The sequence below is a fragment of the Mesorhizobium sp. NFR06 genome, assembly GCF_900115245.1.
Taxonomy (GTDB): Bacteria; Pseudomonadota; Alphaproteobacteria; order Rhizobiales; family Rhizobiaceae; genus Mesorhizobium.
In genome coordinates this window covers 162,294-188,597 of record NZ_FOVT01000010.1, presented here as the reverse complement: position 1 = coordinate 188,597, position 26,304 = coordinate 162,294, and the positions used below count along the sequence as shown (strand labels likewise).

Annotated in this window: 27 protein-coding genes; 10 read left to right on the top strand and 17 right to left on the bottom strand. The window is 65.3% G+C overall.

The window, feature by feature from the left end:
* Positions 1–104 precede the first annotated feature (104 nt).
* From F3H96_RS19025 to F3H96_RS19015, 3 genes are read right to left on the bottom strand one after another with little or no spacing between them, the layout of a single operon-like run.
* A complete protein-coding gene (locus F3H96_RS19025; protein WP_149803259.1) occupies positions 105–932 on the bottom strand; it encodes a lipo-like protein in 828 nt (275 codons plus the stop codon).
* A gap of 41 nt (positions 933–973) precedes the next feature.
* Entirely contained in the window at positions 974–1,906 is a 933-nt protein-coding gene (locus F3H96_RS19020) for a CHAD domain-containing protein (protein WP_149803258.1), read from the bottom strand.
* A complete protein-coding gene (locus F3H96_RS19015; RefSeq protein ID WP_149803257.1) occupies positions 1,903–2,376 on the bottom strand; it encodes a CYTH domain-containing protein in 474 nt (157 codons plus the stop codon). The genes F3H96_RS19020 and F3H96_RS19015 overlap by 4 nt, the downstream gene beginning before the upstream one ends.
* 90 nt (positions 2,377–2,466) lie before the next feature.
* Between F3H96_RS19015 and F3H96_RS19010 the strand changes: the two genes are divergently transcribed.
* From F3H96_RS19010 to F3H96_RS18995, 4 genes are read left to right on the top strand one after another with little or no spacing between them, the layout of a single operon-like run.
* Entirely contained in the window at positions 2,467–3,171 is a 705-nt protein-coding gene (locus F3H96_RS19010) for a DUF1956 domain-containing protein (protein WP_149803256.1), read from the top strand.
* Positions 3,168–4,121, top strand: a complete 954-nt coding sequence (locus F3H96_RS19005) for an HlyD family efflux transporter periplasmic adaptor subunit (protein WP_149803255.1) — start codon at positions 3,168–3,170, stop codon at positions 4,119–4,121. Before F3H96_RS19010 ends, F3H96_RS19005 begins: the two co-directional genes overlap by 4 nt.
* Entirely contained in the window at positions 4,118–5,038 is a 921-nt protein-coding gene (locus F3H96_RS19000; protein ID WP_149803254.1) for an ABC transporter ATP-binding protein, read from the top strand. Before F3H96_RS19005 ends, F3H96_RS19000 begins: the two co-directional genes overlap by 4 nt.
* Positions 5,035–6,171, top strand: coding sequence for an ABC transporter permease (locus tag F3H96_RS18995; protein WP_149803253.1), 1,137 nt, complete (start codon positions 5,035–5,037; stop codon positions 6,169–6,171). Before F3H96_RS19000 ends, F3H96_RS18995 begins: the two co-directional genes overlap by 4 nt.
* 231 nt (positions 6,172–6,402) lie before the next feature.
* On the opposite strand, the gene F3H96_RS18985 is transcribed toward F3H96_RS18995, so the two are convergent.
* Complete coding sequence (locus tag F3H96_RS18985) at positions 6,403–7,380, bottom strand: threonine/serine dehydratase (protein WP_149803251.1); 978 nt, start codon at positions 7,378–7,380, stop codon at positions 6,403–6,405.
* 331 nt (positions 7,381–7,711) lie between these two features.
* Complete coding sequence (locus tag F3H96_RS18980; protein ID WP_149803250.1) at positions 7,712–8,035, bottom strand: hypothetical protein; 324 nt, start codon at positions 8,033–8,035, stop codon at positions 7,712–7,714.
* A gap of 168 nt (positions 8,036–8,203) precedes the next feature.
* On the opposite strand from F3H96_RS18980, the gene mbfA reads away from it, so the two are divergent.
* The gene (gene mbfA / locus F3H96_RS18975; protein ID WP_149803249.1) at positions 8,204–9,187 is read left to right on the top strand and encodes an iron exporter MbfA; all 984 of its coding nucleotides are present in this window, start codon (positions 8,204–8,206) and stop codon (positions 9,185–9,187) included.
* Positions 9,188–9,347: 160 nt separating this feature from the next.
* Here mbfA and F3H96_RS18970 read toward each other — a convergent pair whose 3' ends face one another.
* Entirely contained in the window at positions 9,348–9,692 is a 345-nt protein-coding gene (locus tag F3H96_RS18970; protein ID WP_149803248.1) for an antibiotic biosynthesis monooxygenase, read from the bottom strand.
* A complete protein-coding gene (locus F3H96_RS18965; protein ID WP_149803247.1) occupies positions 9,689–10,057 on the bottom strand; it encodes an NIPSNAP family protein in 369 nt (122 codons plus the stop codon). Before F3H96_RS18965 ends, F3H96_RS18970 begins: the two co-directional genes overlap by 4 nt.
* 171 nt (positions 10,058–10,228) lie before the next feature.
* Between F3H96_RS18965 and F3H96_RS18960 the strand changes: the two genes are divergently transcribed.
* The gene (locus tag F3H96_RS18960; protein WP_149803246.1) at positions 10,229–10,903 is read left to right on the top strand and encodes a winged helix-turn-helix domain-containing protein; all 675 of its coding nucleotides are present in this window, start codon (positions 10,229–10,231) and stop codon (positions 10,901–10,903) included.
* A gap of 216 nt (positions 10,904–11,119) precedes the next feature.
* Here F3H96_RS18960 and ligD read toward each other — a convergent pair whose 3' ends face one another.
* The 3 genes from ligD to F3H96_RS18945 all read right to left on the bottom strand — a co-directional run bounded on the left by ligD (position 11,120) and on the right by F3H96_RS18945 (position 15,132).
* Positions 11,120–13,639 carry a DNA ligase D gene (ligD, locus tag F3H96_RS18955; protein WP_149803245.1) on the bottom strand — a complete coding sequence of 840 codons (2,520 nt, stop codon included), beginning with the start codon at positions 13,637–13,639 and terminating at the stop codon, positions 11,120–11,122.
* A 14-nt stretch (positions 13,640–13,653) separates the two neighbouring features.
* Complete coding sequence (locus tag F3H96_RS18950) at positions 13,654–14,517, bottom strand: Ku protein (protein WP_149803244.1); 864 nt, start codon at positions 14,515–14,517, stop codon at positions 13,654–13,656.
* Positions 14,518–14,625: 108 nt separating this feature from the next.
* Positions 14,626–15,132, bottom strand: a complete 507-nt coding sequence (locus tag F3H96_RS18945; RefSeq protein WP_149803243.1) for a ferritin-like domain-containing protein — start codon at positions 15,130–15,132, stop codon at positions 14,626–14,628.
* A 396-nt stretch (positions 15,133–15,528) separates the two neighbouring features.
* Here F3H96_RS18945 and F3H96_RS18940 point away from each other — a divergent pair, with 396 nt between their 5' ends.
* Together F3H96_RS18940 and F3H96_RS31525 are read left to right on the top strand one after the other, a co-directional pair.
* Entirely contained in the window at positions 15,529–15,675 is a 147-nt protein-coding gene (locus F3H96_RS18940; protein ID WP_140545780.1) for a hypothetical protein, read from the top strand.
* A 2-nt stretch (positions 15,676–15,677) separates the two neighbouring features.
* Positions 15,678–15,803 carry a hypothetical protein gene (locus tag F3H96_RS31525; RefSeq protein WP_280177781.1) on the top strand — a complete coding sequence of 42 codons (126 nt, stop codon included), beginning with the start codon at positions 15,678–15,680 and terminating at the stop codon, positions 15,801–15,803.
* 256 nt (positions 15,804–16,059) lie between these two features.
* Here the strand turns inward: F3H96_RS31525 and F3H96_RS18935 are convergent, their stop codons facing one another.
* The 3 genes from F3H96_RS18935 to F3H96_RS18920 form a co-directional block, all read right to left on the bottom strand.
* Positions 16,060–16,437: a DUF1850 domain-containing protein gene (locus tag F3H96_RS18935; RefSeq protein ID WP_149803242.1), complete on the bottom strand. Its 378-nt coding sequence runs from the start codon at positions 16,435–16,437 to the stop codon at positions 16,060–16,062.
* Positions 16,434–18,563, bottom strand: a complete 2,130-nt coding sequence (locus F3H96_RS18930; protein WP_149803241.1) for a TRAP transporter permease — start codon at positions 18,561–18,563, stop codon at positions 16,434–16,436. Before F3H96_RS18930 ends, F3H96_RS18935 begins: the two co-directional genes overlap by 4 nt.
* 232 nt (positions 18,564–18,795) lie before the next feature.
* A complete protein-coding gene (locus F3H96_RS18920; protein WP_149803240.1) occupies positions 18,796–19,755 on the bottom strand; it encodes a TAXI family TRAP transporter solute-binding subunit in 960 nt (319 codons plus the stop codon).
* 248 nt (positions 19,756–20,003) lie between these two features.
* Between F3H96_RS18920 and F3H96_RS18915 the strand changes: the two genes are divergently transcribed.
* Together F3H96_RS18915 and F3H96_RS18910 are read left to right on the top strand one after the other, a co-directional pair.
* Complete coding sequence (locus F3H96_RS18915; protein WP_149803239.1) at positions 20,004–20,369, top strand: YciI family protein; 366 nt, start codon at positions 20,004–20,006, stop codon at positions 20,367–20,369.
* 11 nt (positions 20,370–20,380) lie between these two features.
* Complete coding sequence (locus F3H96_RS18910; RefSeq protein WP_149803238.1) at positions 20,381–21,628, top strand: RNA polymerase sigma factor; 1,248 nt, start codon at positions 20,381–20,383, stop codon at positions 21,626–21,628.
* Between the two features lie 99 nt (positions 21,629–21,727).
* Here F3H96_RS18910 and F3H96_RS18905 read toward each other — a convergent pair whose 3' ends face one another.
* From F3H96_RS18905 to F3H96_RS18890, 4 genes are all read right to left on the bottom strand, one after another.
* Positions 21,728–22,357 (bottom strand): glutathione S-transferase family protein, encoded by a 630-nt coding sequence (locus F3H96_RS18905; RefSeq protein ID WP_149803237.1) that lies wholly within the window; start codon positions 22,355–22,357, stop codon positions 21,728–21,730.
* 336 nt (positions 22,358–22,693) lie between these two features.
* Positions 22,694–23,674, bottom strand: a complete 981-nt coding sequence (gene cysK, locus F3H96_RS18900) for a cysteine synthase A (protein ID WP_112098170.1) — start codon at positions 23,672–23,674, stop codon at positions 22,694–22,696.
* A 186-nt stretch (positions 23,675–23,860) separates the two neighbouring features.
* A complete protein-coding gene (locus F3H96_RS18895) occupies positions 23,861–24,478 on the bottom strand; it encodes a LysE family translocator (RefSeq protein WP_149803236.1) in 618 nt (205 codons plus the stop codon).
* 465 nt (positions 24,479–24,943) lie between these two features.
* On the bottom strand, positions 24,944–26,284 hold the full coding sequence (locus F3H96_RS18890; protein ID WP_149803235.1) for a sorbosone dehydrogenase family protein: 1,341 nt from the start codon (positions 26,282–26,284) through the stop codon (positions 24,944–24,946).
* Between the last annotated feature and the right edge of the window lie 20 nt (positions 26,285–26,304).

The following is a 26,304-nucleotide window of genomic DNA, read 5'->3' as shown; positions in this document are numbered from 1 at the left end:
GCGGTAGGCCACGCCATGGGAACATGTCCTGACTTGTTTTGATGCATGTCGTTGCCCCAGAACCGCTGCACACTTCTGGGCGACATGCATTAGGCCGAAAGCCATCACGTGTCTGAGGCGATTGCGCCAGCCTTTGCGGCTGCGGCGTCCATGTTTGCCTTGTCCCCCCACGTCACTGCCCGGTAGTCGAAACCATATTCCAGTGTTGGCTTGACGATGCGGAAGAAGGGCGACAGGTCGAAGTCGCGCGGCGTGTAGAGCGAATGGTGGCGGATATGCAGGATTTCGCGCCGCATATAGCTCGATTGCGCCGAGGCGCGGCCCGGCGCCCGCGTGATCTCAGGCAGGATCGGATAGCGGATCTGGCCATAGGCCTCGGCAATCAGCGTCGAGCAGATGGCGCGCGTCGGATCGCCGGAGCCGAAGGCCAGCATGCGGCGGCGCCAGCGCACCGGCACCGGTGGGGTCGGCATGAAATAGCGCAGCATGTCGAAGATGTTCTTGAGGTCGTATCTGAGACCCAGCTTGCCGACCATAAAGGCAACGACCTTGTCGCGATCCTCCGGCGTGAGCCCGCTCGCCCGGCAGATGCGGGTGTTGTAGGTGCGGTAGCGCGACAAGGGCACGGCGACACAGCCTTCGCCGAGCGTGACCTCGATCAGGCGCGGCCGTTCCGATCCATCCTCGGGATCAGGCAGGATATCGCCAATATAGAAGGCGGCATGCGACCAGGTCGACTGGGTGAGATACTTGATCACCGCGGAGATTTTCTGATTGCCTTCGACGAGCAGGATGTCGCCGGGCTGCAGCGTGCGGCGCAAGGTTTCGGCGTCGGACGGCGTATAGGGTTCATAGCCCGAGGATTCGTCCTGCAGCCGGCCGGCAAGCCAGCGGCCAATTCGGTCCAGGAGGGTTTCGGCCGGCGCAGTCATGCCAGACGGCGATTACCACAAGCCGGCTGATTAGGCCACGATCAGGCCGCTTTCGCTTCTTCCTGCGGGCCGGCGAGATCGTCGCGCGCCTTGCGGGCGAGCCTCTTGGCCGAGCGTTTTGGACTGTCGCCGAACAGGTCGGCGGCATCGGCAAGGCAGGCCTTGGTCAGGCTCTTTTCGGAGCGCTTCAACAACTTGCGCAGCAGCTTGGTTTCGTCGGCGGGGCCGAGCGGCTCGCCTTCGGCATCGAGCAGCGCGCGCATGACGAAGACGTCGTGCAATTCGCCGAGCTGTTCGCCGAGCTTGTCGACCGCCTTGCGGCGCGCCTTGATCGGCGTCGGCCACAAGCGGCCGAGCAACGACAGATGCATGGAATGCGTCTTGGCCGCCTTGCGCAGATCGTGGAAATCCTCGTCCGCGCCACGCGACTCGGCCTTGTCCAGCGCCTTCTTCGCCCGTCGCAAGATGGCGCGTGCGCCGTCGGCCAGAATGTCGGCCGCCTGCTCCGGCTGATCGGGCAGGGCCAGCCTTTCGATGCGTACCAGTCCCTCCCGGCAAGCCGCTATCGCCGCATTGATGGCGGCGTCGAGGCCAGGACCGGCATGCAGATCGTGCTGGCGCAGCACCAGCCGATCACGCACCGGATCAAGGCCGCCACCGGCCGATTGTTCGGGAAAGGCATCGGCCAAACGGTCGACGGTTTCGATGAGCGCGGTCGCCTCGCGCGGACCGGCCAGCAGCGCCGACACCTGCTTGTAGCACTCATTCTCGGTCTGGCAGAACGGTTCGTCCCCGGAGCGAACCAGGCGCAGCAGGGCGCGCAAGCTTTTGAGCCGCTTGCGGCATTTGTGCAGCCCCTGCTCCGGCTTCTCGCGCGCCGTCTCGAGATGACCGACGGCCTTGCCGATCTCGTCGGCCAATATGCGCCTGACCTCGCCGGTCAGCGGCAAGCGCGGATCGATGCGGAAGCTCATGCGGCGATCTCCGGAATCCCCCCGAGGGCCAGCGACGCGTTGTAAAACCTCGACTCGCCGGTCACCTCACGGCCGAGCCAGTCGGGCAGCATTTCGTCAGATACGTGCTCCGGCGTCTCCAGCTCGGCGACTACCAAACCCGCGAGCTTTCCGCCGAACACATCGACTTCATAGAGATAGCCGCGGTGTCTAACATGGTGGCGTGTCTTCTCGATGACACGTCCGACGGCGAACGCCATCAGCTCCTCAGCGTCGTGGAGAGGAATCGGATATTCGAATTCGTCGCGTTCGCGCGCCCTGTCGCCGAACTTCAGCGTCAGCTTGGCGGAGCGCCCGTCGCTGATGCGGACGCGCACCGTGCGGCCGGGCTGGGCGGCAACGTAGAATTGGCGAATGCGGATCTCCGCCTCGACCAGGCTGCGCCAGGCGGGGTCAGAGACCAGGAACTTGCGCTCGACTTCCTTGCCCATGGCCGCGCACTAAAGCGCGCGCGGGTCGCGAAGGCAAGCCGGGTCGAGACTCAATTTGACATTAATCAATCGATTGATTAAAGTTGCGGCATGAGCAAGGAACCGAACCTCAAGAAGCCATTGCGCGAGGCCACCAGCGCCGATCAAACGCGCGCGTCACTTGTGCATGCGGCGCTGAAGTTGTTCGGACGGCAAGGTTTCGACGGCACCTCGACGCGCGAGATCGCGGCGGAGGCAAAGGCCAATATCGGCTCGATCGCCTATCACTTCGGCGGTAAGGAAGGCCTGCGCGCAGCCGCCGCCGACTTCATCGTAGAGACGATGCAGGGAATCGCCGGACAGGCACTGGGTGAGGGAGATCCAGCCGCGCCGCTCGACCCGGAGGCGGCCCGGACCCAGCTATTCGCGGCACTGGAGCGGATGGTGGGTTTCGTCGTGGCCAGTCCGCAGGCCGGCGAGATCGTACAATTCGTACTTCGCGAGCTCTCGCACCCGACGGCGGCGCTCGACCGTATCTATGCCGGCGTGTTCGAGCCGTCGCACCGGCGGTTTTGCCAGATCTGGGAGCAGGCGACGGGCGAGCCGGCCGAGAGCGAAGCCACCAAGCTCACCGTTTTCACCGTGATCGGCCAGGTCATCTATTTCCGCATCGGGCGCGAAGCGGTGATGCGCCGGATGGGCTGGCGCGAGATCGGCAACGCCGAAGCCGCCAAGGTGGTGGCGGCCACGACCGACAACCTCAGGGCAATGCTTGCGGCACGTGACCCGGCCGCCGGCAAGAAGGGCAAACCATGAGCTTTCTGTGTTCGCTGCCGCTTGCGGCGCAGTTGTTCGGCGCCTGCGCGCCGGCGGCGCCTTTAGCCGTCGGCTATGTCGAAGGCGAATATGTGCTGATGGCGCCGATCGAGGTGGCGCAGGTGGCGACGGTGACGGTCAGACGCGGCGACCGCGTCGAGAGCGGCACGGCGGTGGCGACACTCGAGGATGCCGACGCCAAGATCGAGGTGGCGCAGGCCGAGGCCGCGCTTGCGCAGGCACAGGCGCAGCTTGCCGACCTGCAGGTGGGCAAGCGCCCCGATGAGATCGCCGTGCTCAAGGCCGCGGTCGACATGGCAAGGGCCCAGGCCGCCGACGCCAAGCGCAAATATGATCGCGCGAGCGATCTCTATAAGCGCGGCACCGGCACCCAGGCCGATTACGATACCGCCTCGGCTTCGCTCGAGACCGCCAACGCCCAGGTCGGCCAGGCGGAGGCCAATCTCGCCGTCGGCAATCTGCCAGCGCGGCCCGAGACCATCAAGGCCGCCGACAACCAGGTCAAGCAGGCGCGCTCGACCCTGGAGCAGGCCGAGTGGCGGCTGTCGAAGCGGGTGCTGACGGCGCCGTCGCCGGGCCGCGTCAATGATGTCATCCGCAACCCAGGCGACACCGCCGGGCCGACCGCGCCGGTGATCTCGATGCTGCCGGATGGCGCCGTCAAGCTCAGCGTCTATGTGCCCGAACGCGCATTTTCCTCGATCAAGGTCGGCACTGAGCTCAACGTCCATTGCGACGGCTGCGGGGGGGGGCTGAAGGCGCGCGTCAGCTATGTCTCGCCCGATCCCGAATTCACGCCGCCGGTGATCTACTCGCTCGAGAACCGGCAGAAGCTGGTCTATCTCGTCGAGGCCCGGCCGGAGGGCGATGCCGGGCCGCTGCAGCCCGGCCAGATCGTCGATGTCGATCTCGCGGATCTGAGGCAATGAACGCCATCGACGTCCGCGGCCTGGTCAAGCGCTTCGGCGACAAGACCGTCGTCGACCACGTGACGATGACGGTTGCCGAAGGCGAGATCGTCGGCTTCCTCGGGCCGAACGGCTCGGGAAAGACGACGACCATCCGCATCATGTGCGGGCTTTTGACGCCGGACGAGGGCGACGGCACGGTGCTGGGCTTCGACATCCGCACCGATGCGCTCAGGATCAAACGCGAAGTCGGCTACATGACGCAGAAATTCTCGTTCTACGAGGATTTGACGATCGGCGAGAATCTCGAATTCGTGGCGCGGCTCTACCGGCTGAGACCGGTCGAGCAATATGTGGCGCGAACGCTGCAAGACCTCGGCCTGGCGAGCCGCCGCAACCAGCTGGCCGGTACGCTTTCCGGCGGCTGGAAGCAGCGGCTGGCGCTGGCCGCCTGCATCATGCACGAGCCGAAGCTGCTCCTGCTCGACGAGCCGACGGCCGGTGTCGATCCCAAGGCGCGACGCGAATTCTGGGACGAGATCCACCGGCTGGCCGCCGGCGGGCTGACCGTGCTCGTCTCCACCCATTACATGGACGAAGCCGAGCGCTGCCACCGCATCAGCTACATCTCCTACGGCAAGATGCTCGCCACCGGCACGGTTGACGAGGTGGTGCGGAATGCCGGGCTGACCACTTTCGTGCTGCAGGGGCCGCGGCTCGACCAGGTGGCCGAGGCGCTGGAGGGCCGACCGGGCGTCGACCAGGTGGCGCCGTTCGGCGCGACGCTGCATGTCGTCGGTTCCGACAAGGCGGCGCTCGAAAAGGCGCTGGCCGACGTCGAGAAGGCGCACAAGGGCGTCACGGTGAAGCCCGGCGAGACCAGCCTCGAGGATGTGTTCATCCAGTTCATGTCCGGCTCGAAGGACAATATGGCATGAACGCCATCTTCTCCTTCGCCAGGTTAGGCGCGCTGCTCACCAAGGAATTCATCCAGATGCGGCGCGATCGCATCACCTTCGCCATGATGCTCGGCGTGCCGCTGATCCAGCTGGTGCTGTTCGGCTATGCGATCAACAACGACCCGAAGAGCCTGCCGGCGGCGCTCGTGGCGACCAGCAGCGATCCCTATACGCGGGCCATGGTCTCGGCGCTGCAGACGACGGGCTATTACCGCTTCGACCATGTGGCCGAGAGCGCCGAGGAAGCCGAGTTCCTGATGGCGCGCGGCGATGTCTCCTTCGTCGTCACCATTCCCGCCGATTTCGCGCGGCGGGTCGAGCGCGGCGACAATCCGCAGATCCTGATCGAGGCCGACGCGACCGATCCGGCGGTGGCCAGCGGCGCGATCTCGACGCTCAGCACCGTGGCCGGCCAGGCGCTGCTGAGGGCACAGGGCACCCAGGAAGCAGCCAAGGAGGCGGCGCGCGGCCAGCTCGATGTCGTCGTGCACCGGCGCTATAACCCCGAAGGCATCTCGCAATACAACATCGTGCCCGGCCTGCTCGGCGTCATCCTGCAGATGACGATGGTGATGATGACCTCGATCGCGCTGACGCGCGAGACCGAGCGCGGCACGATGGAAAACCTTCTGGCCATGCCGTCGAGCCCGCTCGAGATCATGCTCGGCAAGGTGCTGCCCTACCTGGTGGTTGGCGCGGTGCAGGTGGTGGTGGTGCTGGCGGCGGCGAAGCTCCTGTTTGCGATCCCCTTCATGGGACCGCTGTCGCTGCTGCTGTCGGCCGTGCTGGTGTTCGTGCTGTCGCTGGTGCTGCTCGGCTACACGATCTCGACGATCGCCCGCACGCAGATGCAGGCGCTGCAGCTCACCTTCTTCTTCTTCCTGCCCTCGATCATGCTGTCCGGTTTCATGTTCCCCTATCGCGGCATGCCGGGCTGGGCGCAGACCTTTGGCGAGATCTTTCCGCTGACGCATTTCCTGCGCATCACCCGGGCGGTCATGCTGAAGGGCGCCGAGCTGCCGGCGGTGGCGACGGAAATCGGCTGGCTGGTGGTTTTCGTGGCGCTGTTTGCCGGCGTGGCCCTGGTGCGGTTCAGGCGCACGCTGGATTGAGGCTCTGTTTTAGAACCTTTTAAATGTCGGCGGGACAGCGCCCCCCTCTGGCCTGCCGGCCATCTCCCCCACAAGGGGCGAGATCAGCTGTCATGGGCGATTTCGCCAATCGCCAACGTCCTAGGATGGGCGAGGCGCCGAGACTGCCAATCTCCCCCCTTCTGGGGGAGATGTCCGGCAGGACAGAGGGGGCGCGAAGGAACGCGGTAGCTTCCTGCGCGCGGCACCCCCTTACGCAGCCGCCATGATCTCGGCATAGGTGCCGAAATCGACGTTGCCGCCGGACAGCACCACGGCAACGCATTTGCCGGCGAGGTCGATCTCGCCCGACGACAAGGCCGCAAGGGCGACGCAGCCGCCCGGTTCGACCACCAGCTTCAGATAAGCCATGGCGTCGCGCATCGCCTGGGCGACGGCCTTGTCGGAAACGGCGATGGCGCCGGCGAGATTCCTGCGGTTGATCTCGAACGTGATCAAGCCCGGCTCGGCGGTGAGGATAGCATCGCAGATCGAGGCATGGCCGGGCTCGTTCGAGACCCGCTCTCCCTTGGCCAGCGAGCGGCGCGTGTCGTCGAAATGCTCCGGCTCCACAGCCCACACCTCGGTGCGCGGCGAGGCATCCTTGACGGCGACGGAAATGCCGCTCGACAGGCCACCGCCGCCGCAAGGGACGACGACGGCGTCGAGCGCCACACCAAGGGCTTGCGCCTGCCTCATCAACTCCAGGCCGATCGTGCCTTGTCCGGCGATGATGGCCGGATCGTCGAAAGGCGGCACCAGCGCCATGCCCTTCTCGACATAGGGGCGCACGACCGTCATGCGGTCGTCCTTGAAGCGGTCGAACGGCACCACTTCGGCGCCCATCCTGCGGACATTGCCGACTTTCATGGCCGGGGCGTCGGCCGGCATGGCGATGACCGCCTTGACCCCGAACATGGCGGCGGAGGCCGCCACACCTTGCGCGTGGTTGCCCGAGGAGAAGGCAACGACGCCACGGCTGCGCTCTTCCTCGCTCAGTGACGACAGCTTGTTGTAGGCGCCGCGGATCTTGAAGGAGCCGGTGCGCTGCAGCGTCTCGGGCTTGAACAGGATGCGGCCGCCATAGCGCTCGTTGAGCTCGGGCGATTCGATCAGCGGCGTTTCGACGACCAGGCCCGAAAGCCGCGCCGCGGCGGCGCGGATGTCGGAGATGCCGGGGAGGATGGTCATGGGCGAGGGCCTTACGAAAGAAAGGGATCGCCCATGGTGCACGGAAAGGGCCGCGGCGCGCCAACGAAAAAATGTGATGGAGACAATGTTGGCGATGACGGCCGTGGATCGCCCACCCTCGTCATTCCACGGCGTAGCAAGGAGCGAAGCGACGCGCGCAGACCCTGGAATCCATGCCGTGACGTCCGTGACGCGCAAAAGCAGGTCAGAATCAGGCAGCTTCTACAACGGACTGAGACGCTTGTTCTGAGCCGCTGCACCCTTCAATCGAGGTCACGGCATGGATCCTTGGGTCAAGCCGGTCAAGCCCGAGGATGACGAAGGCGCGGGTTCACCCCAGCAGCGCGCGCGTGCGTTTCTTGCCGCCGAGCTTGCGCCAGCTGTTGAAGCGGTGCGTGGCGGCGGCAAACGAGATCTTCATCTGCTGGGCGACCGAATAACGCGACTTGCCCTCGTCGAACATGCGGTAGCAGCACTCGACGCCTTCCTCGGTCAACTTGCCTTCCGGCGTCTTGTTGTGCGGGTTGGCGGGATCGAATTTTTCGATCTGCTCCTCGACCAGGCCCCTCAGGCGCTGCAAGTCGGCCTCGATGGCGGCGATGAGGTCGAGAATGGGTTTCGGATCGAATGCGTGCGGCGGGGTCTTGTCCGTCATAGCGGGCTCCTTCAGGTCGACAGTTGCAGCTATATAGGCAAACATTCGGCAATAATGAAGGGGCGCTTGGGCCCACCCCATCCGGGGGCGCGGCCAACGCCGTTCGCAATTGACGTCCGGCAGTCAAGATCCTAGTTTAGAATGATTCTAAACTAGAGTGATCCCATCATGCTTTCCCGTGTTTTTGGCTTCGGCCGCCGTTCCTTCGATTCACTGTCGGAGCAGGAGATCCTGGCACTGGCGATCTCTTCCGAGGAGGATGACGGGCGCATCTACCGCGCCTATGCCGATGGCCTGGCGCAGGATTTTCCGCAATCGGCCAAAGTCTTCGAGGCCATGGCCGAGGAGGAGGATGGCCACCGCGATTCCCTCATCGAGCTTTACCGCAAGCGCTTCGGCGAGCGCATCCCGCTGATCCGGCGCGAGCATGTGAGAGGCTATTACGAGCGCAAGCCTGACTGGCTGGTGAGGCCGCTGGGCATCGAGCATGTACGGCGCCAGGCCGAAGAAATGGAGCAGCAGGCCTATCGCTTCTATGTCGAGGCCGCCAAGCGCACCACCGACGCATCGACGCGCAAGTTGCTAAACGACCTCGCGGTGGCCGAGCAAGGCCATGAAAGCTCGGCGCACGAATTGGAGCAGAAGCATGTTCCGGGCGAGGTCAAGGTCGAAGAAGCGAGCGCCGAGCAGCGCCAGTTCATTCTCACCTATGTGCAGCCGGGGCTGGCCGGATTGATGGACGGGTCGGTGTCGACACTGGCGCCGATCTTCGCCGCCGCGTTCGCCACGCATCAGACCTTCCAGACCTTCCTGGTCGGGTTGGCCGCCTCGATCGGCGCCGGCATCTCGATGGGCTTCACGGAGGTTGCCTCCGACGACGGCAAGCTGTCGGGGCGCGGCTCGCCGGTGAAGCGCGGCCTGACCGTCGGCATCATGACGACGCTGGGCGGGCTCGGCCACGCGCTGCCCTATCTCATCCCCTATTTCTGGACGGCGACCATCGTCGCCGCGATCGTGGTGTTCTTCGAGCTGTGGGCGATCGCCTTCATCCAGAACCGCTACATGCAGACGCCATTCTGGCGCGCCGCCTTCCAGGTGGTGCTGGGCGGCGCGCTGGTCTTCGGAGCGGGCGTGCTGATCGGCAATGCTTGAGGCGACTTCCCCTTCTCCCTTGTGGGAGAAGGTGTCGCCGAAGGCGACGGATGAGGGGTGCTCCAGGGAAAGCCGGCGTCTCACTCCGCTGGAACACCCCTTATCCGTCTCGGCGCTATCGCGCCGATCCACCTTCTCCCACAAGGGGAGAAGGGGGAGCTCACCCATTCACCGCCCTGCTATCCGTCGGCGCCTCTGCCCTTTCGGTCAGCCCGTAATCGCGCACGACATGGGCGATGCGCAGACGGTAGCCGGCAAAGATGCCGCCGCGTCCGGCCTTCTGCGCCTGGCGGTGTTCGTCGGTGTTGCGCCAGGCTTTCACCGCTTCCTCGTCGCGCCAGAAGGACAGCGACAGCATCCGCTTCGGGTCGGCGAGACTCTGGAAGCGCTCGATCGAGATGAAGCCGTCGATGCCGTCGAGCAGGGGCCTGAGCTCCGCGGCGATGCCAAGATAGGCATCGCGCTTTCCCTCCGCCGGCTCGACCTCGAAGATGACTGCGATCATGCCTCTATCCTCTCTTTGACGATCACGTCGGTCTGGAAGAGCTGCCTCGGGCCGTGCGGGCCGGACACCCGTTTCAGGAAGACGCGATCTTCCTTCAGAATGAATTTCTCGCGCCGCGCGAATTCGTAATTTGCCTTGCCGGCCGGGTCGGCGGCAAGCCGCGCGCGGTAGGCTTCGTAGGCCGCGAGGCTTTCGATATCGTAGGCGGCATAGGCGGTGGTGGCCGAGCCTTCATGCGGCGCGTAGTAGCCGATCAGGTCGGCGCCGCAGCGCGGAATGGCCTGGCCCCAGGCCCGCGCATATTGCTCGAAGGCCGCCTTGCCGAAAGGGTCGATCTCATAGCGGATGAAGCAGGTGATGGTCATGTCGGTCTCCTCGCCGGTTGGCTTTTGGACGGCGACGGTTCGACCGTGGTCGAAACATCGCTTGTGCCGGTTGTGTTAGGCATTCTGCTGTCAGGAGCGTTTGCCCGGTCTGCTTGAGCTCACCCGAGAATAGTGCTTCCCTGACGGGAATGCTTCGATAAGGATCGAACCATGCGTGAGGGACCCGATATCGCGCGCATCGCCAGCCTGGTCGGCGACCCGGCCCGCGCCAACATGCTCAACGCGCTGATGGGCGGCACGGCGCTGACCGCGTCGGAACTGGCGTTGGAAGCCGGCGTGTCGCTGCCCACTGCTTCGTCGCATCTGTCGAAGCTCATGGATGGCGGCCTGCTGACGCTGGCGAGCCAGGGCCGCCATCGCTATTACGGCCTGGCCAGCGCTCAGGTGGCCGGCATGATCGAGGCGATCACCGGCGTCGCCGAGGCGGTCGGCCCGAAGCGGGTGCGGCCGGGTCCGCGCGACGCGGCCATGCGCGTGGCGCGGGTTTGTTACGACCACCTTGCCGGCGAGCAGGCGGTGGCGATGCTCGACCGGCTGTTCGACAGGAAACTGCTGCTGCGCGAGGACAATCAGATCAGGCTCTCCTCGTCCGGGGCCTCGCATTTCACCGCGCTCGGCATCGAGACCCGTGCCAAGGCGCGGCGGCCGGTGTGCCGCGCCTGCCTCGACTGGAGCGTGCGGCGCTCGCATCTGGCCGGCACGCTGGGCGCCGCCATCCTCGACAAGATCATCGCCGAGAAATGGGCGCGGCGCGAGAAGGACAGCCGTGCCGTGGTGTTCTCGCCGAAGGGCAGGCAGGCGTTTGAGAGGGTGTTTCTGGCGTAGAGCGGGTGGAACGATAGCCTCGCAATGCTGGCGCGAGGCACCCCCCTCTGCCCTGCCGGGCATCTCCCCCGCAAGGGCGAGATTAAGCTCTCAGCCGGTTTCGCCAATCTCCAATGTTGGAAGAATGGCGGGGCGCCAGAACTGCCAATCTCCCCCCTTGCGGGGGAGATGGCCCGCAGGCCAGAGAGGGGTGCTGTCCCGCCAACGTTGGAAGGTTTACCCCCGCTTCAGCGCCTTCCCCAGCTCGAAGAACTCCTTCCAAGGATCAGCTTTCTTCAGCTGCGCCAGCGTGGAAGCATCGCCAAGCGGGAAAGCATTCGGCGGCAAGCCCTTTTCAAGCTCCGGCCAGGTCACCGGCATCGACACCGTCGCGGCCTTCTTGGCGCGCGAGGAATAGGGCGCGACCGTGGTCGAGCCCCTGCCGTTGCGCAGATAGTCGACGAAGATCCTGCCCGTGCGCGCCTTCTTCGACAGCGTCGCGGTGTAGCGGTCGGGCGCGGCCTGCTCCAGCGCGCGGGCGAAATCATGGGCGAAATCCTTGACCTCGTCCCACTCCGCCGATGGTTTCAGCGGCACCAGCACGTGATAGCCCTTGCCGCCGGAGGTCTTGACCAGGTTCGGCAGCGACAGCTCGTCGAGCCGCTTATGGATGTCGAGCGCCGCCTCGCGCACGCGGCCGACGTCGACGCCTTCATCCGGATCGAGGTCGAAGATGATCTGGTCGGGCTTTTCCAATGCGTCGAGGGTGCAACCCCAGATATGCACCTCGACCACGCCGTACTGGACGAGCGCGGCGAGGCCGTCGAAATCCTTGATGAACAGGATTTCCTCGCCGTCGGTCGGATCCTTCATCCGCGCGATCCTGTCGCTCATGCCGGGCGAGGCGTGTTTCTGGAAGAAACGCTGGCCGTGGACGCCGTCCGGCGCGCGCACCAGGCTCAGCGGCCGGTTGACGACGAATTGCTCCATGCGCGGCCAGACCAGCGCGTAGTGATCGAGCAGGTCTTGCTTGGAGACCTTCTCATCCGGCCACAACAGCTTGTCGGGATGCGAGAGTTTTATCGAGGTCTTCGCCGTTCCGGCCGGGGCTTTCGGCGCGGCCTTGCCGCTGCCCGTTTTGGCTTCGCTCTCGGCCTTGGAGGCTTTCTTCGGCTGTTCCTGCACGACTTCCTCCGCCGGCTTGTCCTCGCGCAATCCCTGGAACGAGGCGTGACGGATTATACGGTCGGATGTCCAGCTGCGGAACTCCACCTCGCCGACAAGTTGCGGCTTGACCCAGACAAGACCCTTGCCCTTTGGGACGGCGGCCGAAAACGGCGACTGCCTGGCCTCGAGGTCGTCGAGCTTTTTCTTGAGGTCCGTCAGTAGCTTGCCGGAAAAGCCGGTGCCGACGCGGCCGGCGTAATGCAGCTTACCGCCCTCATAATAGCCGACCAGCAGCGAGCGCAGGCCGCGCCCGGTTTTGTCCGACGGCAGATAGCCGCCGATGACGAATTCCTGGCGCAGGGTGCATTTCGACTTGATCCAGGTGAGGCCGCGGCCACTGCGATAGGGCGCATCGGCGCGCTTCGACACGACGCCTTCCAGGCCCATGCGGCAGACATGCTGCAGCATGATCTTGCCCGGTTCGTGGAAATGGTCGCTGAGGCGCAGCGCCGAATCGTCAGGCTGCTCGCCGAGCAGCTCGGCCAGAGCCTGCTTGCGTTCGACCAGCGGCTCGCGGCGCAAATCCTCACCGTCGAGCAGCATCAGATCGAAGACATAATAGATGAAGCGGTCGGCGCGACGCGCCGACAGGTCCGCCTGCAGCAGCGGAAAAGACGACACGCCGCTGTCGGCCAGCACCACGATCTCGCCGTCGATGATGGCGTCGCGGCATTTCAGCCGCGACAGTGCGGCGGTGATCGGGCCGTCGAATTTTTCCGTCCAGTCGAGACCGGCGCGGGTGAGCAGCCTGACATCGCTGCCTTCGATCCGCGCCTGCATGCGGTAGCCGTCGAATTTCACTTCGTGCAGCCAGTCGTCGCCGGCGGGCGCATTCTTTTCCAGCGTGGCGAGCTGCGGTTCGATGAATTCGAGCCGCTTGCCGTGCCTGGCCTTTGCCTTGCCGGCGGCGGGCCTGTTCGAATGCCAGACCTTCGGCTTCTCGCCCTTGGCGGCCTTGCCCTGGCCAATCTCCTCGATGGTCAGGCCGGATTTGACCGAGCGGGGCTCCTCCGCCAATACGTCTTCGCCGGGACGCGCGGCGGCATCGTCGGACTTGATCAGCAGCCAGTTGTCGCGCTTCTCGCCGGGGCGCGGCCGCAACCTGACCAGATGCCAGCGGCCATTGAGCTTGTGGCCTTCGAGCTCGAAGTCGATATGACCCTTCTTCATCGCCCTGGCCGGATCGCCATCCGGAATCCACCTGCCTTCGTCCCAGACGAGGACCGCGCCGCCGCCATATTGGCCCTTCGGAATGGTGCCCTCGAAGGAGGCATAGTCGATCGGATGATCCTCGACATGCACGGCCAGCCGCTTCTCATGCGGATCGAGGCTCGGGCCGCGCGTCACCGCCCAGCTCCACAGCACGCCGTCATGTTCCAGCCGGAAGTCGTAGTGAAGCCGCGTGGCGGCGTGCTTCTGGATGACGAAGATGCCGCCGGCATCGCCTTTCTTCTGCCGGCCAACCTTGCCGGCCGGCTCGGCGGTTTTCCTGAAATCGCGCTTGGCGTGATATTGCTCGAGGCCGGCCATGACGCGGTTCTCCTCTACGCGGATTTGCGCCTGGATGCGGGCTTGGCCTTGCTTTTCCCGGCCGGCGTTTTCGACGCGGCCCGGCCGGTTCTTGCGCCGCCTTCGGCATTGAGGCTCTTCTTCAGCGCATCGAAGAGATTGACCACATTGGACGGCTTGGGCTGCGCCTTGGCCTTGGGCGCCTTCCTGCCGGCCTTCTTGGCGCGGACCAGCTCGAGCAACGATTCCTCATTGCGGTCCCTGAACTTGCCGGGATCGAATTTCGCCTTCTTCCTGTCGATGATACGCTCGGCCATCTCGACCATTTCGCCGTCAAGCTTGGTGGTCTGGATATCGGCGAAGATGCCGGACGCCTCGCGCACCGTGTCGCCGTAGCGCAGCGTCGTCAGCATCATGCCTTTGCCGAACGGCTCGATCATCGCCGGCCGCTCCCGCTGGTAAAGCACGATGCGGGCAAGGCCTGCCATTTTCTTCTCGGCCAGAGCATCGCGGATGACGGCGAAGGCTTCCTCCGACACCTTGTCGGCCGGCGAGACATAATAGGGCGTGTCGAGATAGACCTGGTCTATCGAGGTCTTGTCGACGAAGCCGTCGAGATTGAGCGTGTGCGAGGATTCGATCTGGACCGCTTCGATATCCTCGTCCTCGATGCGGACGAATTCGTCCTTGCCGACCTCGTAACCCCTGACTTCCTCGTCCTCGTCCAGCGGCTTGGCGCTCTTCTGGTCGACATAGACGCGCCGGACCCTGTTGCCCGTCTTGCGGTTGAGGACGTGGAACGAGACCTTTTCGGCGTGGGTGACGACGTTGCTCAGTTCGATGGCGCAGGTGACCAGTGAAAGCTTGAGATAACCGCTCCAGGCGGGACGCGGCGCCATGACGAACTCCTTCCAGCATGCGCGACAAACCGGAACGGCCAAGGCGCCGCTTCGGTTCCAGGGGCATGGAGGCCAGCGTCCAAGGTGCTGGCCTCCAGCCGCGCAGGTTTACTCGGCGGCCTGCAGGTTGACCTTGCTTTCGGCGATCTCGGTAAGCTTGCGGTCTGTCGCCTCTTCCTCCTTGAGGTTCTTGGCCAGCACGTTGGCGCAGTCGCTGCGGCCAAGCTGCTTTGCCCAGGCGATCAGCGTGCCGTAACGCGTTATCTCATAGTGCTCGACCGCCTGCGCCGAGGCGATCAGCGCGGCGTCGAGGACTTCCTTGTCGTCGACATCGCCGCTCACCTCGTCGGCCTCCTCGAGGATGCCGTCGATCGCGGGGCAGTTCACGGTCTTGGCCTTGACGCCATGCAATTCGAACACCTGCTCGACCCGTTCGATGTGACCTTTGGTCTGCATAAGATGCTTCTCGAAGCCGGCTTTCAATTGCGCGTCGGTCGCCTTGTCGATCATTTTCGGCAGCGATTTCTCGATCTGTTTTTCGGCATAGTAGATGTCGCGCAGCGTGTGGATGAAGAGATCGTCCAGCGTCTTGATGTCCTTCGAAAAGAAGCCCATGGCGGTTGCCTTTCCATGTTTCGTGGTTGTTGGGGAGTTGCGCGGCGGGACAGCCGTCAACATGGCCGGGCACCCGGCCTTGTCTGGTCAACGTCGTCCCCTGTGACGGGTTCCTGCCGGAATGGGCGCGCGAAAGGAAATTTCCAGGGGCGGCCGAACGTGGAAACAGAAGCGCGTCGAAGCGACATCGGAACGAAACATATGTGATGCAAAAGTCACACGGCGCGCAAACGCGACAAAAGGCCTGGAAAGACCGCGAATCAGCCGCATTCCGGCCACGAAGCAACGCGTTTCGGACCAGAAATTAACATCCCGTTCACCGACTATTCACGCCTCGACGCTATGCTCCCGGACAATTCGGAAGGGACATCCGAAAACGGGACAGGGACAGGTAAAATGAACTTCTGGAACCACATCGCCGGCTATGCCGCCGCCATTCGCGAATTCGTCGCGCCGACCTATCGGCCGGAGCGTTATTACATGCGCGGCCCGGGTCCGGCCTGCGCGCGCCGCGGCAACTCGCTCGGCGTCGGCGCGAACTGACCATGACCCGCGAACGAGATCACCACAGCCGCATTTGCAGGCCGGCCGCCGACCAGCGCGCCACGACCTACCGCGCCGAGCGCCTTGCGCTTGCCGCCAACTGGCGTGCGACAACGCCGCGACTCTAATGCCGCCGCCGGCTGGCTTAGTGTCTCCCCTGGCTTGTTGCCCGGGGGCACAAGCAGCCGGGGCCGCCATGACCGGCCTGCCCGAACCGAAACGTCCCGCTCTCCCGCGCCAGCCATGACGCCCGCCAGCCGCTGATCGTCTTCGACGGCGTCTGCGTGTTCCGCTCAGGTTCGTCCAGTTCATCCTCAGGAAGCTCGACGTGCCCGCGCTCGAACGCCTCCGAAACCGTCGAGGACGGCCGCTTCCGATCATGCGCTACCGCGACTGGCTGGAGCTGGCGCATGGTTCGAGCACGGTGGGTTCGCCGGCCACCTCGCCCAGTTCCCGGCAGCCCGCGGCCGTGCACAGCGTCCAGCCTTCCCGGGTGGCGCCGGACGCCGCCAGCACCAGACGCGGCTGGGCTGCGATCCGCGGCACATAGGTCCACCAGCCGCTCCGCAGCGTCGAGCCCTCCGGCGGCTCCATGCCGGCACCGGAGCCCTTGACCCGTGCTTCGACGACCTGCAGCCCGGCAGGCGACACTTTCCAATCCTCCTGCCAGCGTGTCCGCTCCACCGAATGCGTCCAGGACAGCGTGAAGGCGGCGGCGGCGAGCGTCACCGTCTTGCCGGCGGCGAGGATGCACAGGCTCATCGGGCGGCGCCGGTCGCGGATAGCCGGCGGGCCCGCCAGCAGTGCCAACCGATCCACGCCAGCGCCAGCGCCCAGCCGGTCTCGTCGGTGAGCGGCAATGCGGCCACCAGCAGCAGGCCGGCGCAAAAGGCGACGAAACGCTCCCACCAGGCCATGCGGCGGGCGAGGAAGCCGACCGCGGCGGCGCCCCAAAGCACGATGCCCATGCAGGCCTTGACGACGATATAGGCGACCTCGACGGGATAGCCGAACGAAGCGGCGACGGGACCCGCGTCCTGCAGCATCAAGGCCGGCGTATAGACGGCCATGAAAGGCACGACGAAGCCGGCGATGGCGAGCTTGGTGGCCTGGATGCCGATCTTGAGGCCGCTTTCCTTCGCCATGGGCGCCGCGGCGAAGGCGGCGAGCGCCACCGGCGGGGTGAGGTCGGCCATGATGCCGAAATAGAAGACGAACATGTGGCTGACGACCAGCGGCACGCCGAGCGACAGCAGCGCCGGGCCGGCAAGCGAGGAGGTGATGATGTAGTTCGGGATGGTCGGAATGCCCATACCGAGCACAAGGCAGGTGAGCATGGTCAATACTAGCGACAGGAACAGGTTGTTCTCGCCGATGGAGATGATCCAGCCGATGAAGGTGGAGGCGATGCCGGTGAGCGTCAGCGTGCCGATGACGATGCCGACGATGGCGCAGGCGATGCCGACCGGCAGGGCGTTCTTTGCCCCTTCGGCGAGCGAGTCGACGCAAATGCGCAGCGTCTCGCGCCCGCCCTTGAAGGCGAGGCAAGCGACGACGAGCGCCGCGATGACGAGGCTAAGCACGTTGACGCCGAAGCGCATGAAGGATGCCGCGGCGAGACCGAGCGCCAGCCAGAAGACGACGCGGAAGGCGAGCGGTCCGATCAAGGCCGCCAGCGGCGTGCCGAGGATAAGCACGATGGTCAGCGCAAGGCCCATCGTGCCGGCGAAGATCGGCGTGTAGCCGGCAAACAGCAGGTAGACCAGCACGGCGAGCGGCAGCACCAGCGGCCAGTGCTTCCGCACCGCTTCCCAGGGATCGGGCAGTTCCGCCTTGGCCATGCCGTGCAGGCCGGCCTTGCCGGCCTCGAGATGCACCTGCCAGAAGCAGGCGCCGAAATAGAGCAGCGCCGGAATGATCGCCGCCTTGACCACCTCGGCGTAAGGGATGTTCAGCGTCTCGGCCATGATGAAGGCGACGGCTCCCATAACCGGCGGCATGATCTGGCCGCCCATCGAGGAGGTCGCCTCGACCGCGCCGGCAAAGGCGGAGCGGAAACCGAAGCGCTTCATCAGCGGGATGGTGAACTGGCCGCTGGCGACGACATTGGCCACGCCCGAACCGGAGATCGTGCCCATCAGCGCGGAGGACAGCACGCAGACCTGGGCCGGGCCGCCGCGCCATGAGCCGACGAGGCCGAGCGCGAAATCGTTGAACAGCGCGATCATGCCGGCGCGTTCGAGGAAGGCGGCGAAGACGACGAAGATGAAGATGTAGGCTGCCGAAACATAGACCGGCGTGCCGTATATGCCTTCGGTGCCGTAGGCGAAGGTGTCGACCAGCTGGGCGAAATCATAGCCGCGATGGATGAAGGGCGGCGGCAGGTGATTGCCGACGAAGCAATAGGCGAGGAAGAGGAAGGCGATGACCGCCAGCGGCAGGCCCATCAGCCGCCGCGCGGCTTCGAAGACGAGCACCACGAGCAACGCGCCGACGATCAGGTCCGGCGTGGTGAGGAAGCCGGAGCGGCGGATGAGATCGGCATAGAAGACCCAGTTGTAGAGGCCGGTGCCGAAGCCCAGCACGCCGAGTGTCCAGAATGCAGCCTTCGCGGCCAAACCGGTGGCGCGCAGATTGGCGATCAGGCCGAAACCGAGCAGCAGCAGGAAGCCGACATGCATGGCGCGCACCACCTGGCTGGGCAGGCTGCCATAGGCGGCGATGTAGATCTGGAAGACGGAGAAGGCGACGGCGATCAGGAAAGCCGCCTTGCCGGCGAGGCCGTCGCCGAAACCGGGCGGCAGGCCTTCGACTTGTTCTTCGGCGACAGGGAGATGATAGGTGGCCGGATTGCCGTCGGTTGTCGTTCCTGACGTGGCTTCGCTCATCCGACGCACTCCAAAGCGAGCGAATTGTGGTGCGAGGCGCCCCCCTCTGCCCTGCCGGGCATCTCCCCCTCAAGGGGGGAGATTGGCTGTCGTCGCGGCTTTCGCAAATCGCCAACGCCGCAGATGAAATGCCGGCGCCCAAGCTGCTGATCTCCCCCCTTGAGGGGGAGAAGGCCGGCAGGCCAGAGGGGGGTGCCTGACGAAGACATCTCAGCTAGTCGCGCCACTCTTTTTACTTCAGCAGCCCCTTTTCCTTGTAGTATTTCTCCGCGCCGGGATGCAGTGGCACCGGCATGCCGTCCAGCGCCTTGGCCGGATCGATCGCCTTGGCGGCGGCATGGGCGGCGGCCAGCTGGTCGAGATGCTCGAACAGCAGCTTGGTCATCTGATAGGCGGTGTCGTCGGAGACGTCGGCGCGGGTAATCAGGAAATTGCCGACGGCGGCGGTCGCCACATCTTCCGTCTGGCCCTCATAGGTGCCTTTCGGGATAACTACGGAAAGATAGGGCGCGCCGATCTTGGCGACGTCCCCGGCCGGCACGGCGACGACGTTGATGGGAACCGAGGTCGCGAGGTCGCGGATGGAGGCGACGCCGAGGCCGGCCGACTGCAAGGTGGCATCGAGCTGCCGGTTCTTGATCAGCTCGACCGACTCGGCGAAGGGCAGATATTCGACCCGCCCGAGATCCTCGTATTTGAGACCGGCGGAGGCGAAGATGGCGCGCGCGTTGAGCTCGGTGCCCGAGGCCGGCGCGCCGACCGACAGGCTCTTGCCCTTGAGGTCGGCGAGCGTCTTGATGCCGGATTCCTGGCTGGCGACGATCTGGATGTAGTTGGGATAGATCGCGGCGATGCCGCGCAATTTGTCGAGCTTGCCTGGAAAGCCGGCCTCCGTGTTGCCTTCGGCGGCCATCTTGACAGAGTCGCCGAGCGCAAAGGCGATCTCGCCCTTGCCTTGCTGCAACAGGTTGAGGTTCTCGACGGAAGCCTTGGTCGCCTGGACCTGGGTGCGGGCACCTTCGATGCCCTTGCCGTAAATCTCGGACAAAGCCACGCCGAGCGGATAGTAGACACCCGACGTGCCTCCGGTCAGCACATTGATGAATTCCTGCGCCCCGGCCGACATGGCGCCGAGACCAAGCGACAACGCCAAGGCGCCGGCAGCAACAAATTTCGTCCTGAAATCGAGCATATGGTTTTCCTCCTCCTGAAACGGTCGCGCTGCGCCGCCTCCCCGGCGCGACGTTCGTGAGTTTAGACGGGAGAAGCCAAATGCCAACCCGCAATTAGACGAACAGTTGAGTGGCGGCGAAAGGCGCTGGCTTGCGCTCGATTGCTTTGGGGAAGAAAGATTTTCAAGGCGCCTGTCGAAATCGCCCGAGCCCACACGACATAGGTCGGCACGCGACGACGCGGCCTTCAAAGAAACGGGAGAAGACCATGCGATACATGCTTTTGATCTACAATGACGAAGCCGCGATGGCGAATGCGCCAAAAGAGCAGACCCAGCAGGTGCTCGCGGCCTATGGCGCCTATACCGAGGCACTGCACAAATCCGGCGCGTGGCTAGCCGGCGACAGGCTGCGCCCGACCCAGGCGAGCACCTCGGTGCGGTTGGCCGGCGGCAAGACCAATGTGCTCGATGGTCCCTATGCCGATACCAAGGAGCAATTGGCAGGCTTCTACATGATCGAGGTGGCCGACATCGACGCCGCCATCGAATGGGCGGCGCGCTGCCCGGCGGCAAGCACGGGCACGGTCGAGGTGCGGCCGATCTGGGAGATGGCCGACTACATACCCGCGTAGCGAGCCCCGCAATGGATGATCGCTCCGAGATCGCGCGGGCGGCGGCCGAGGCGGCCGCCCGGCGCAGCTATGGAAAGCTGGTCGCCTGGCTCGCGGCCCGCACGCGCGACGTCGCCGGCGCCGAGGACGCGCTGGCCGATGCCTTCGCGGCCGCGCTTGAACGCTGGCCGCGAACCGGCGTGCCCACGCAGCCGGAGGCGTGGCTGCTGGCGGTGGCGCGCCGGCGCGACGTGGACGCCGTGCGGCGGCGGCTGACCGGCGAGGCGGCCCGCGATCACTTGCAGCTGATTGCCGAAGAAATGGAGGCCCGCATGAGCGGCGAGGAGCTGCCGGACGACAGGTTGAGACTGATGTTCGCCTGCGCCCATCCGGCGATCGAATCGAGCGTGCGCGCGCCGCTGATCCTGCAGACGATCCTCGGCTTCGACGCCGCGACCATCGCTTCGGCCTTCCTGGTTTCGCCGGCGGCGATGGGCCAGCGACTGGTGCGGGCCAAGGCGCGTATCCGCGAAACCGGGATTCCGTTTCGCGTGCCGGGGCGGGCGGAACTCGGCGAGCGGCTGGGCGCCGTGCTGGAAGCGATCTACGCCACCTTCGCCGAGGGCTGGTCCGATCCGATCGGCACCGATACCAGGCGACGCAATCTCGCCACCGAAGGCATCTGGCTCGGCCGGCTGGTCGCCTCGCTGATGCCGGACGAGCCGGAGGCGCTGGGCCTGCTGGCGCTGATGCTTTTTGCCGAGGCGCGCCGCTCGGCCAGGCGCGGCCCGGAAGGAGACTTCGTGCCGCTTGCCGAGCAGGATATCGCGCTCTGGGACGACAGCTTGATCGACGAGGCGGAAGCCTTGCTCGTAACCGCCGCGCAAAGGGGGATCATCGGCCGCTACCAGCTGGAGGCCGCCGTGCAGTCCGCCCACACGGCGCGCCGGCGCGGCAGCGGCACCGACTGGACGGCGATCCACCAGCTTTATGACGCACTGCTGGAAGTGGCCGGCTCACCGGTGGTGGCGATCAACCGCGCGGTGGCGATTGCCGAAACCGAGGGCGCCTTGGCTGGGTTGGCGGCTCTTTACGTGCTGGGCGACGACAGGCGGCTGCAGGACTATCAGCCCTATTGGGCCGCCCGCGCCGGCCTGCTGGCCAGGCTCGGCAACATCAAGCACGCCGCCGAAGCCTACGACCAGGCGATCGGCCTCGAACGCGATCCGGCGCTGCGGCGTTTCCTGCAGGGCGAGAAGGCGAAGCTGGGCAGGAATTAATGCCTGTCACCCAGAAGCGCGCACGGTTCCGGGATAACGACATGCATTAAAACAAAGACATAGAAGCGCGTCGCCTGAATCCGTTTCGCGCGACGCGCATTAGGCTTGCGGCCACATCTCATGGGATGCGTTCAGCTTGCGGATCAGCTCATGCCGGCGCAGCCTGGCCCACAGGCGTTCGATGTTCGGCCAGGCGTCACGCGCTTTCTCGACCTCAGGATGCCAGGCTATCAGCATGACGAGATAGATGTCGGCCAGCGAGAGCGCCTCGCCGGCCAGCCAGTCACGGCCGGCGAGCGCCCGGTCGACAACGGCAAAGCCGCGATCCATCTCGGCGACGGCGGCTTTCTTCACCGCTTGCACGCCTTCGCCATCCACGGTGTAGCGGTGCGCGTAATAGAGCCTCAGGATGGCCGGGTAGAGCACCGACGACAAGAAGGCCATCCAGCGCAGGAAATCGGCACGGCCGGACGAGCCCGTTTCCGGCGCCAGACGCGCTTCAAGGTGGCGCTCGGCCAGCAGAATGCAGATCGCCGCCGATTCGGTCAGCGAATGACCATCCGGCAAGGTCAGCACCGGCACCTGGTTCAGCGGGCTGATGGCGAGGAAGGCCGGATCGGGCGAACCCTGCTTCGGCACATCGATCTGTTCGAAGGGCACGCCGGCCATGGCGAGCGCCGCCTCGACGACGAAGCCGCCGCTGCCCGGACGCGTGTAGAGCTTGTACATGAAATCCTCCCGCCGGCCGATTCGGGACAGCGGCACAGGTTTGGATCGAAGCCTCACCTCGCTCAAGCGAAACTACGGGCGCCAGAGGTGTTTTTTTCAGTGGTCCAGTAAGCGGGAGACGATCAACCTGTTGGGTTGGAGGGACAGCGCCCCCTCTGTCCTGCCGGACATCTCCCCCGGGGAGATTGGCCGTCGCGTTGGCTTTCGCCAATCTCCAACGTTGTAAAATCGAGCTAGGCGCCGAAGCTGCTGATCTCCCCCAGGTGGGCCAAGTGGGGGAGATGCCCGGCAGGGCAGAGGGGGCGCGAAGGATCTCGTCGCTCAAGTTGGACGCGCCTAGGCGCCCAGCCCGTCGAACAGGATGGTCGAGAGATAACGCTCGGCGAAGGAGGGGATGACGACGACGAGGTTCTTGCCCTTGTTCTCGGGCCGCGAGCCGACGACGATGGCGGCCTGGAGCGCCGCGCCCGACGAGATGCCGACCGGCACGCCTTCGAGGCGGGCGACGAGGCGGGCATTGGCGACCGAATCCTCGTTCGAAACCCTGACGACCTCGTCATAAATCGAAGTATCGAGGATTTTCGGGGCGAAGCCCGCGCCAATACCCTGGATCTTGTGCGGACCGGGCTGGCCGCCCGACAGCACCGGCGAGGCTTCCGGCTCGACAGCCACGACATGCAGCGACGGCTTGCGCTTCTTCAAGACCTGGCCGACGCCGGTGATGGTGCCGCCGGTGCCAATACCGGCGACGAAGATATCGACCTCGCCATTGGTGTCGTTCCAGATTTCCTCGGCCGTGGTGCGGCGGTGGATCTCGGGATTGGCCGGATTCTCGAACTGCTGCGGGATGATGGCGTTGGGCAGCGTCGCGGCGAGCTCGTCGGCCTTGGCGATGGCGCCCTTCATGCCTTTCGGGCCTTCGGTCAGCACCAGCTCGGCGCCGAGCAGCGCCAGCATCTTGCGGCGCTCGACCGACATCGTCTCCGGCATGGTCAGGATCAGCTTGTAGCCCTTGGCGGCGGCCGCGAAGGCGAGCGCGATGCCGGTGTTGCCGGAGGTCGGCTCAATCAGCGTAGTCTTGCCGGGCGCAATCTTGCCGGCCTCCTCCAGCGCCTCGATCATGGCGACGCCGATGCGGTCCTTGACCGAGGCGATCGGGTTGAAGAATTCGAGCTTGGCCATGAGATTGGCGACGATGCCCTTTTCCTTCGCAAACTTGTCCAGCCTGACCAGCGGCGTGTCTCCGATCGTCTCGGTGATCGAATTGAAGACGCGGCCGCGGCCGGGCACGCGCGCAGAAGTGACGGGCTTGTTCATTGTTTCGCTCCCAAGGCAACAGCACAGGTGGACAGAATAGGGCTTTCAGCCGCGCAAGATAGGCTGCGGTTGGAAAATATCCGAGTGGGGCGGTTGCTCAAAACCACTCGGGACCGGAAATGCATTTTCCGGATTGGCCCATTTCCGGAATGCTTTCGCTGAAAGCGGACGGGTTGAGATCGGAGGCTACTGGCGCGCGGCGATGGCCGCTGCGGCGCCCATCATGAAGCCGGCGGCGGTCCGGTTGAGAATCTTCAGCGCGCGCGGCGATTTGAGGAACCAGCGCGCCTTGGCGGCCAACGCCAGATAGGGCACCAGCACCACGAACAGCACGACGACGGTCAGCGCCGCGAGGATGGCGTAGTCGGCAAGAGTGATCGTCTTCAGGTCGACGATGGTCGGCGTGATGGCGAGGTAGAAGATCATCGTCTTCGGGTTGCCGAGCGTGACCGTCAGCCCGGCGATGAAGCTCGACGCCAGTCCGCCCTTGGCCTTGCGCGCCTCGACGGTCTCGGGCGTGATGCCGCTGGTCCAGAAGCGCCAGGCGAGGAAAGCCAGATAGGCGACGCCGGCCCATTTGATGGCGAGGAAGACCATGCCGAAGGTCTGGGCGACGAAGGCGAGCCCGAGCACCACGGCGGTGAGATAGGTGAGGTCGCCGAGCATCAGGCCGAACGACATGGCGAGCGACGAACGGAAGCCGGAGCCGAGCGCGCGGGCAACGAGCGCGGTGACGCCCGGGCCTGGAATGGCGGCGGCGATGCCGAGCGCGGCACTGTAAGCGAGGAATCCGGTGAGTGTCATGGTTCAGGCCTAGTGTATGGTTCCGCAAGGGACCGGTGTGGAGCCGGGCTTTTATCATGATGAGGGGTCGACGGTAATTCCCTCGCGGCGGGATTTGTTGCGCCAACTCGGCCGGGAGCTGGTCCCCTCGTTGGCAGACCGCATACCTTGGGAATTGGCCGAAACGACCAGTCCCGTCGTCATTCTAGGGCGGAGCAAGGAGCGAAGCGACGCGCGCAGACCCTAGAATCCATTCCGTGATATCCGAGCGCTGCCGCGGTGCAGAATTCTGCTCCGCTGCATTCCACGACTCAGGTCACGGCATGGATTCCAGGGTCTTCGCGACGCCGCTTCGCGGCTGCTCCGCCCTGGAATGACGAGGCTGAGGGGCTTCCGCCAGTCCCGGGGCGTTTGCGCTGATTTCGCGGAAATGGACGGTGAAATTTACCTGCAACAAGCGGCGGATTTCAGATTCCTGCTGAGGAGCTAGCCGCCATATGTAATACGCCAGATGGTGCCGTTGCCGTCCTCGGTGAGGATCAGCGCGCCGTCCTTCGCCACGGCCACACCGACCGGCCGGCCCCAGACCGCGTCGTCGGCAATGACGAAGCCGGTGGCGAAGTCCTCGTATTCGCCGGTCGGCTTGCCGTCCTTGAATTTCAGCCGCACCACCTTGTAGCCGGTGCGCATGTCGCGGTTCCACGAACCGTGCAAGGTGACGAAAGCGTCGCCCTTGTATTCGGCCGGGAAATTGCCGCCGTCGTAGAAGGCGATGTTGAGCGGGGCCGAATGCGCCTGCATCAGCACGTCGGGCATCGCGACCTTGCCGGCGAGGTCCGGCCGCGCGCCCTTGAAGCGCGGATCCTCATGGTCGCCGATATAATACCAGGGCCAGCCGTAGAAGGCGCCCTCCTTGACGGCGGTGGCGTATTCGAAGGGGACGTCGTCGCCGAGCTCGTCGCGCTCGTTGACGACGCACCAGAGCGCGCCCGTCGCGGGTTGCACGGTCATGCCGGAACAGTTGCGCAGGCCGGTGGCGACAATCCGGCGGTTGCTGCCGTCGGGATCGAAGGCCAGGACGTCGGCGCGGCCCTGTTCCGCGCCCCAGGTCGCGCCCAGCGGCTGCGATTTCACCCAGGCTTCGAGGCCGCCCTTCGGCCTGGCGCCCATATCCTCGGCGATGTTGGAGCCGGAGCCGACCGACAGGTAGAGCGTCTTGCCGTCGGGCGAGAAGGCGATGTCGCGCGTCCAGTGATGGCTGGCCGGGATTTTGGCGACGATGGTCTCCGGCCCGCCGGACGCCTCCAGATCACCGTCGCGATAGGGGAAGCGGACGACGCTGTCGCTGTTGGCGACATAGACCCATTGCGGCTTGTCGCCGGGCGGATAGAAGGCGATGCCGTAGGGTCGGGTCAGGCCCTTGGCGAAGATCGATTTCTCGGCGGGCTCCGCGCTGCCGGCGGCCAGGCGGTAGACGCGCACCTGGTTTGCCCGGCTGTCGGCCACGAAGAGGTCGCCATTCGGCGCCACGCGCACGACGCGAGGGCCGTCGACGCCCGATGCGACGAGCTCGGCCGAAAAGCCGGGCGGAAGCTTCGGCTTGGCGTCCTCGGGGCGATCGGTGACGCCGCCGCCGTTGGAGGCTGACTCGGTTGCATAGGGTTTCCGCAAATCTTGCGGCTTGAGCAGCCTGCGTACCCCAGGCCGGTCGGCCTTCCAGTCGCCGAAGGCCTTTTCGCCGCTGAGCAAGGGTGGATCGGTCTGCTGGGCGAAGGCGCTGCTGGCGACAAGCAGGATAAAGCCCGCAAGCCCGGCAATCCGCATCATGCTCGTCTCCTTCGTTCTCC

Coding starts and splice junctions, on each gene's coding strand:
- F3H96_RS19025 (WP_149803259.1), bottom strand. CDS start 932: ATGACTGCGCCGGCCGAAACCCTCCTGGACCGAATTGGCCGCTGGCTT.
- F3H96_RS19020 (WP_149803258.1), bottom strand. CDS start 1,906: ATGAGCTTCCGCATCGATCCGCGCTTGCCGCTGACCGGCGAGGTCAGG.
- F3H96_RS19015 (WP_149803257.1), bottom strand. CDS start 2,376: ATGGGCAAGGAAGTCGAGCGCAAGTTCCTGGTCTCTGACCCCGCCTGG.
- F3H96_RS19010 (WP_149803256.1), top strand. CDS start 2,467: ATGAGCAAGGAACCGAACCTCAAGAAGCCATTGCGCGAGGCCACCAGC.
- F3H96_RS19005 (WP_149803255.1), top strand. CDS start 3,168: ATGAGCTTTCTGTGTTCGCTGCCGCTTGCGGCGCAGTTGTTCGGCGCC.
- F3H96_RS19000 (WP_149803254.1), top strand. CDS start 4,118: ATGAACGCCATCGACGTCCGCGGCCTGGTCAAGCGCTTCGGCGACAAG.
- F3H96_RS18995 (WP_149803253.1), top strand. CDS start 5,035: ATGAACGCCATCTTCTCCTTCGCCAGGTTAGGCGCGCTGCTCACCAAG.
- F3H96_RS18985 (WP_149803251.1), bottom strand. CDS start 7,380: ATGACCATCCTCCCCGGCATCTCCGACATCCGCGCCGCCGCGGCGCGG.
- F3H96_RS18980 (WP_149803250.1), bottom strand. CDS start 8,035: ATGACGGACAAGACCCCGCCGCACGCATTCGATCCGAAACCCATTCTC.
- mbfA (WP_149803249.1), top strand. CDS start 8,204: ATGCTTTCCCGTGTTTTTGGCTTCGGCCGCCGTTCCTTCGATTCACTG.
- F3H96_RS18970 (WP_149803248.1), bottom strand. CDS start 9,692: ATGATCGCAGTCATCTTCGAGGTCGAGCCGGCGGAGGGAAAGCGCGAT.
- F3H96_RS18965 (WP_149803247.1), bottom strand. CDS start 10,057: ATGACCATCACCTGCTTCATCCGCTATGAGATCGACCCTTTCGGCAAG.
- F3H96_RS18960 (WP_149803246.1), top strand. CDS start 10,229: ATGCGTGAGGGACCCGATATCGCGCGCATCGCCAGCCTGGTCGGCGAC.
- ligD (WP_149803245.1), bottom strand. CDS start 13,639: ATGGCCGGCCTCGAGCAATATCACGCCAAGCGCGATTTCAGGAAAACC.
- F3H96_RS18950 (WP_149803244.1), bottom strand. CDS start 14,517: ATGGCGCCGCGTCCCGCCTGGAGCGGTTATCTCAAGCTTTCACTGGTC.
- F3H96_RS18945 (WP_149803243.1), bottom strand. CDS start 15,132: ATGGGCTTCTTTTCGAAGGACATCAAGACGCTGGACGATCTCTTCATC.
- F3H96_RS18940 (WP_140545780.1), top strand. CDS start 15,529: ATGAACTTCTGGAACCACATCGCCGGCTATGCCGCCGCCATTCGCGAA.
- F3H96_RS31525 (WP_280177781.1), top strand. CDS start 15,678: ATGACCCGCGAACGAGATCACCACAGCCGCATTTGCAGGCCGGCCGCC.
- F3H96_RS18935 (WP_149803242.1), bottom strand. CDS start 16,437: ATGAGCCTGTGCATCCTCGCCGCCGGCAAGACGGTGACGCTCGCCGCC.
- F3H96_RS18930 (WP_149803241.1), bottom strand. CDS start 18,563: ATGAGCGAAGCCACGTCAGGAACGACAACCGACGGCAATCCGGCCACC.
- F3H96_RS18920 (WP_149803240.1), bottom strand. CDS start 19,755: ATGCTCGATTTCAGGACGAAATTTGTTGCTGCCGGCGCCTTGGCGTTG.
- F3H96_RS18915 (WP_149803239.1), top strand. CDS start 20,004: ATGCGATACATGCTTTTGATCTACAATGACGAAGCCGCGATGGCGAAT.
- F3H96_RS18910 (WP_149803238.1), top strand. CDS start 20,381: ATGGATGATCGCTCCGAGATCGCGCGGGCGGCGGCCGAGGCGGCCGCC.
- F3H96_RS18905 (WP_149803237.1), bottom strand. CDS start 22,357: ATGTACAAGCTCTACACGCGTCCGGGCAGCGGCGGCTTCGTCGTCGAG.
- cysK (WP_112098170.1), bottom strand. CDS start 23,674: ATGAACAAGCCCGTCACTTCTGCGCGCGTGCCCGGCCGCGGCCGCGTC.
- F3H96_RS18895 (WP_149803236.1), bottom strand. CDS start 24,478: ATGACACTCACCGGATTCCTCGCTTACAGTGCCGCGCTCGGCATCGCC.
- F3H96_RS18890 (WP_149803235.1), bottom strand. CDS start 26,284: ATGATGCGGATTGCCGGGCTTGCGGGCTTTATCCTGCTTGTCGCCAGC.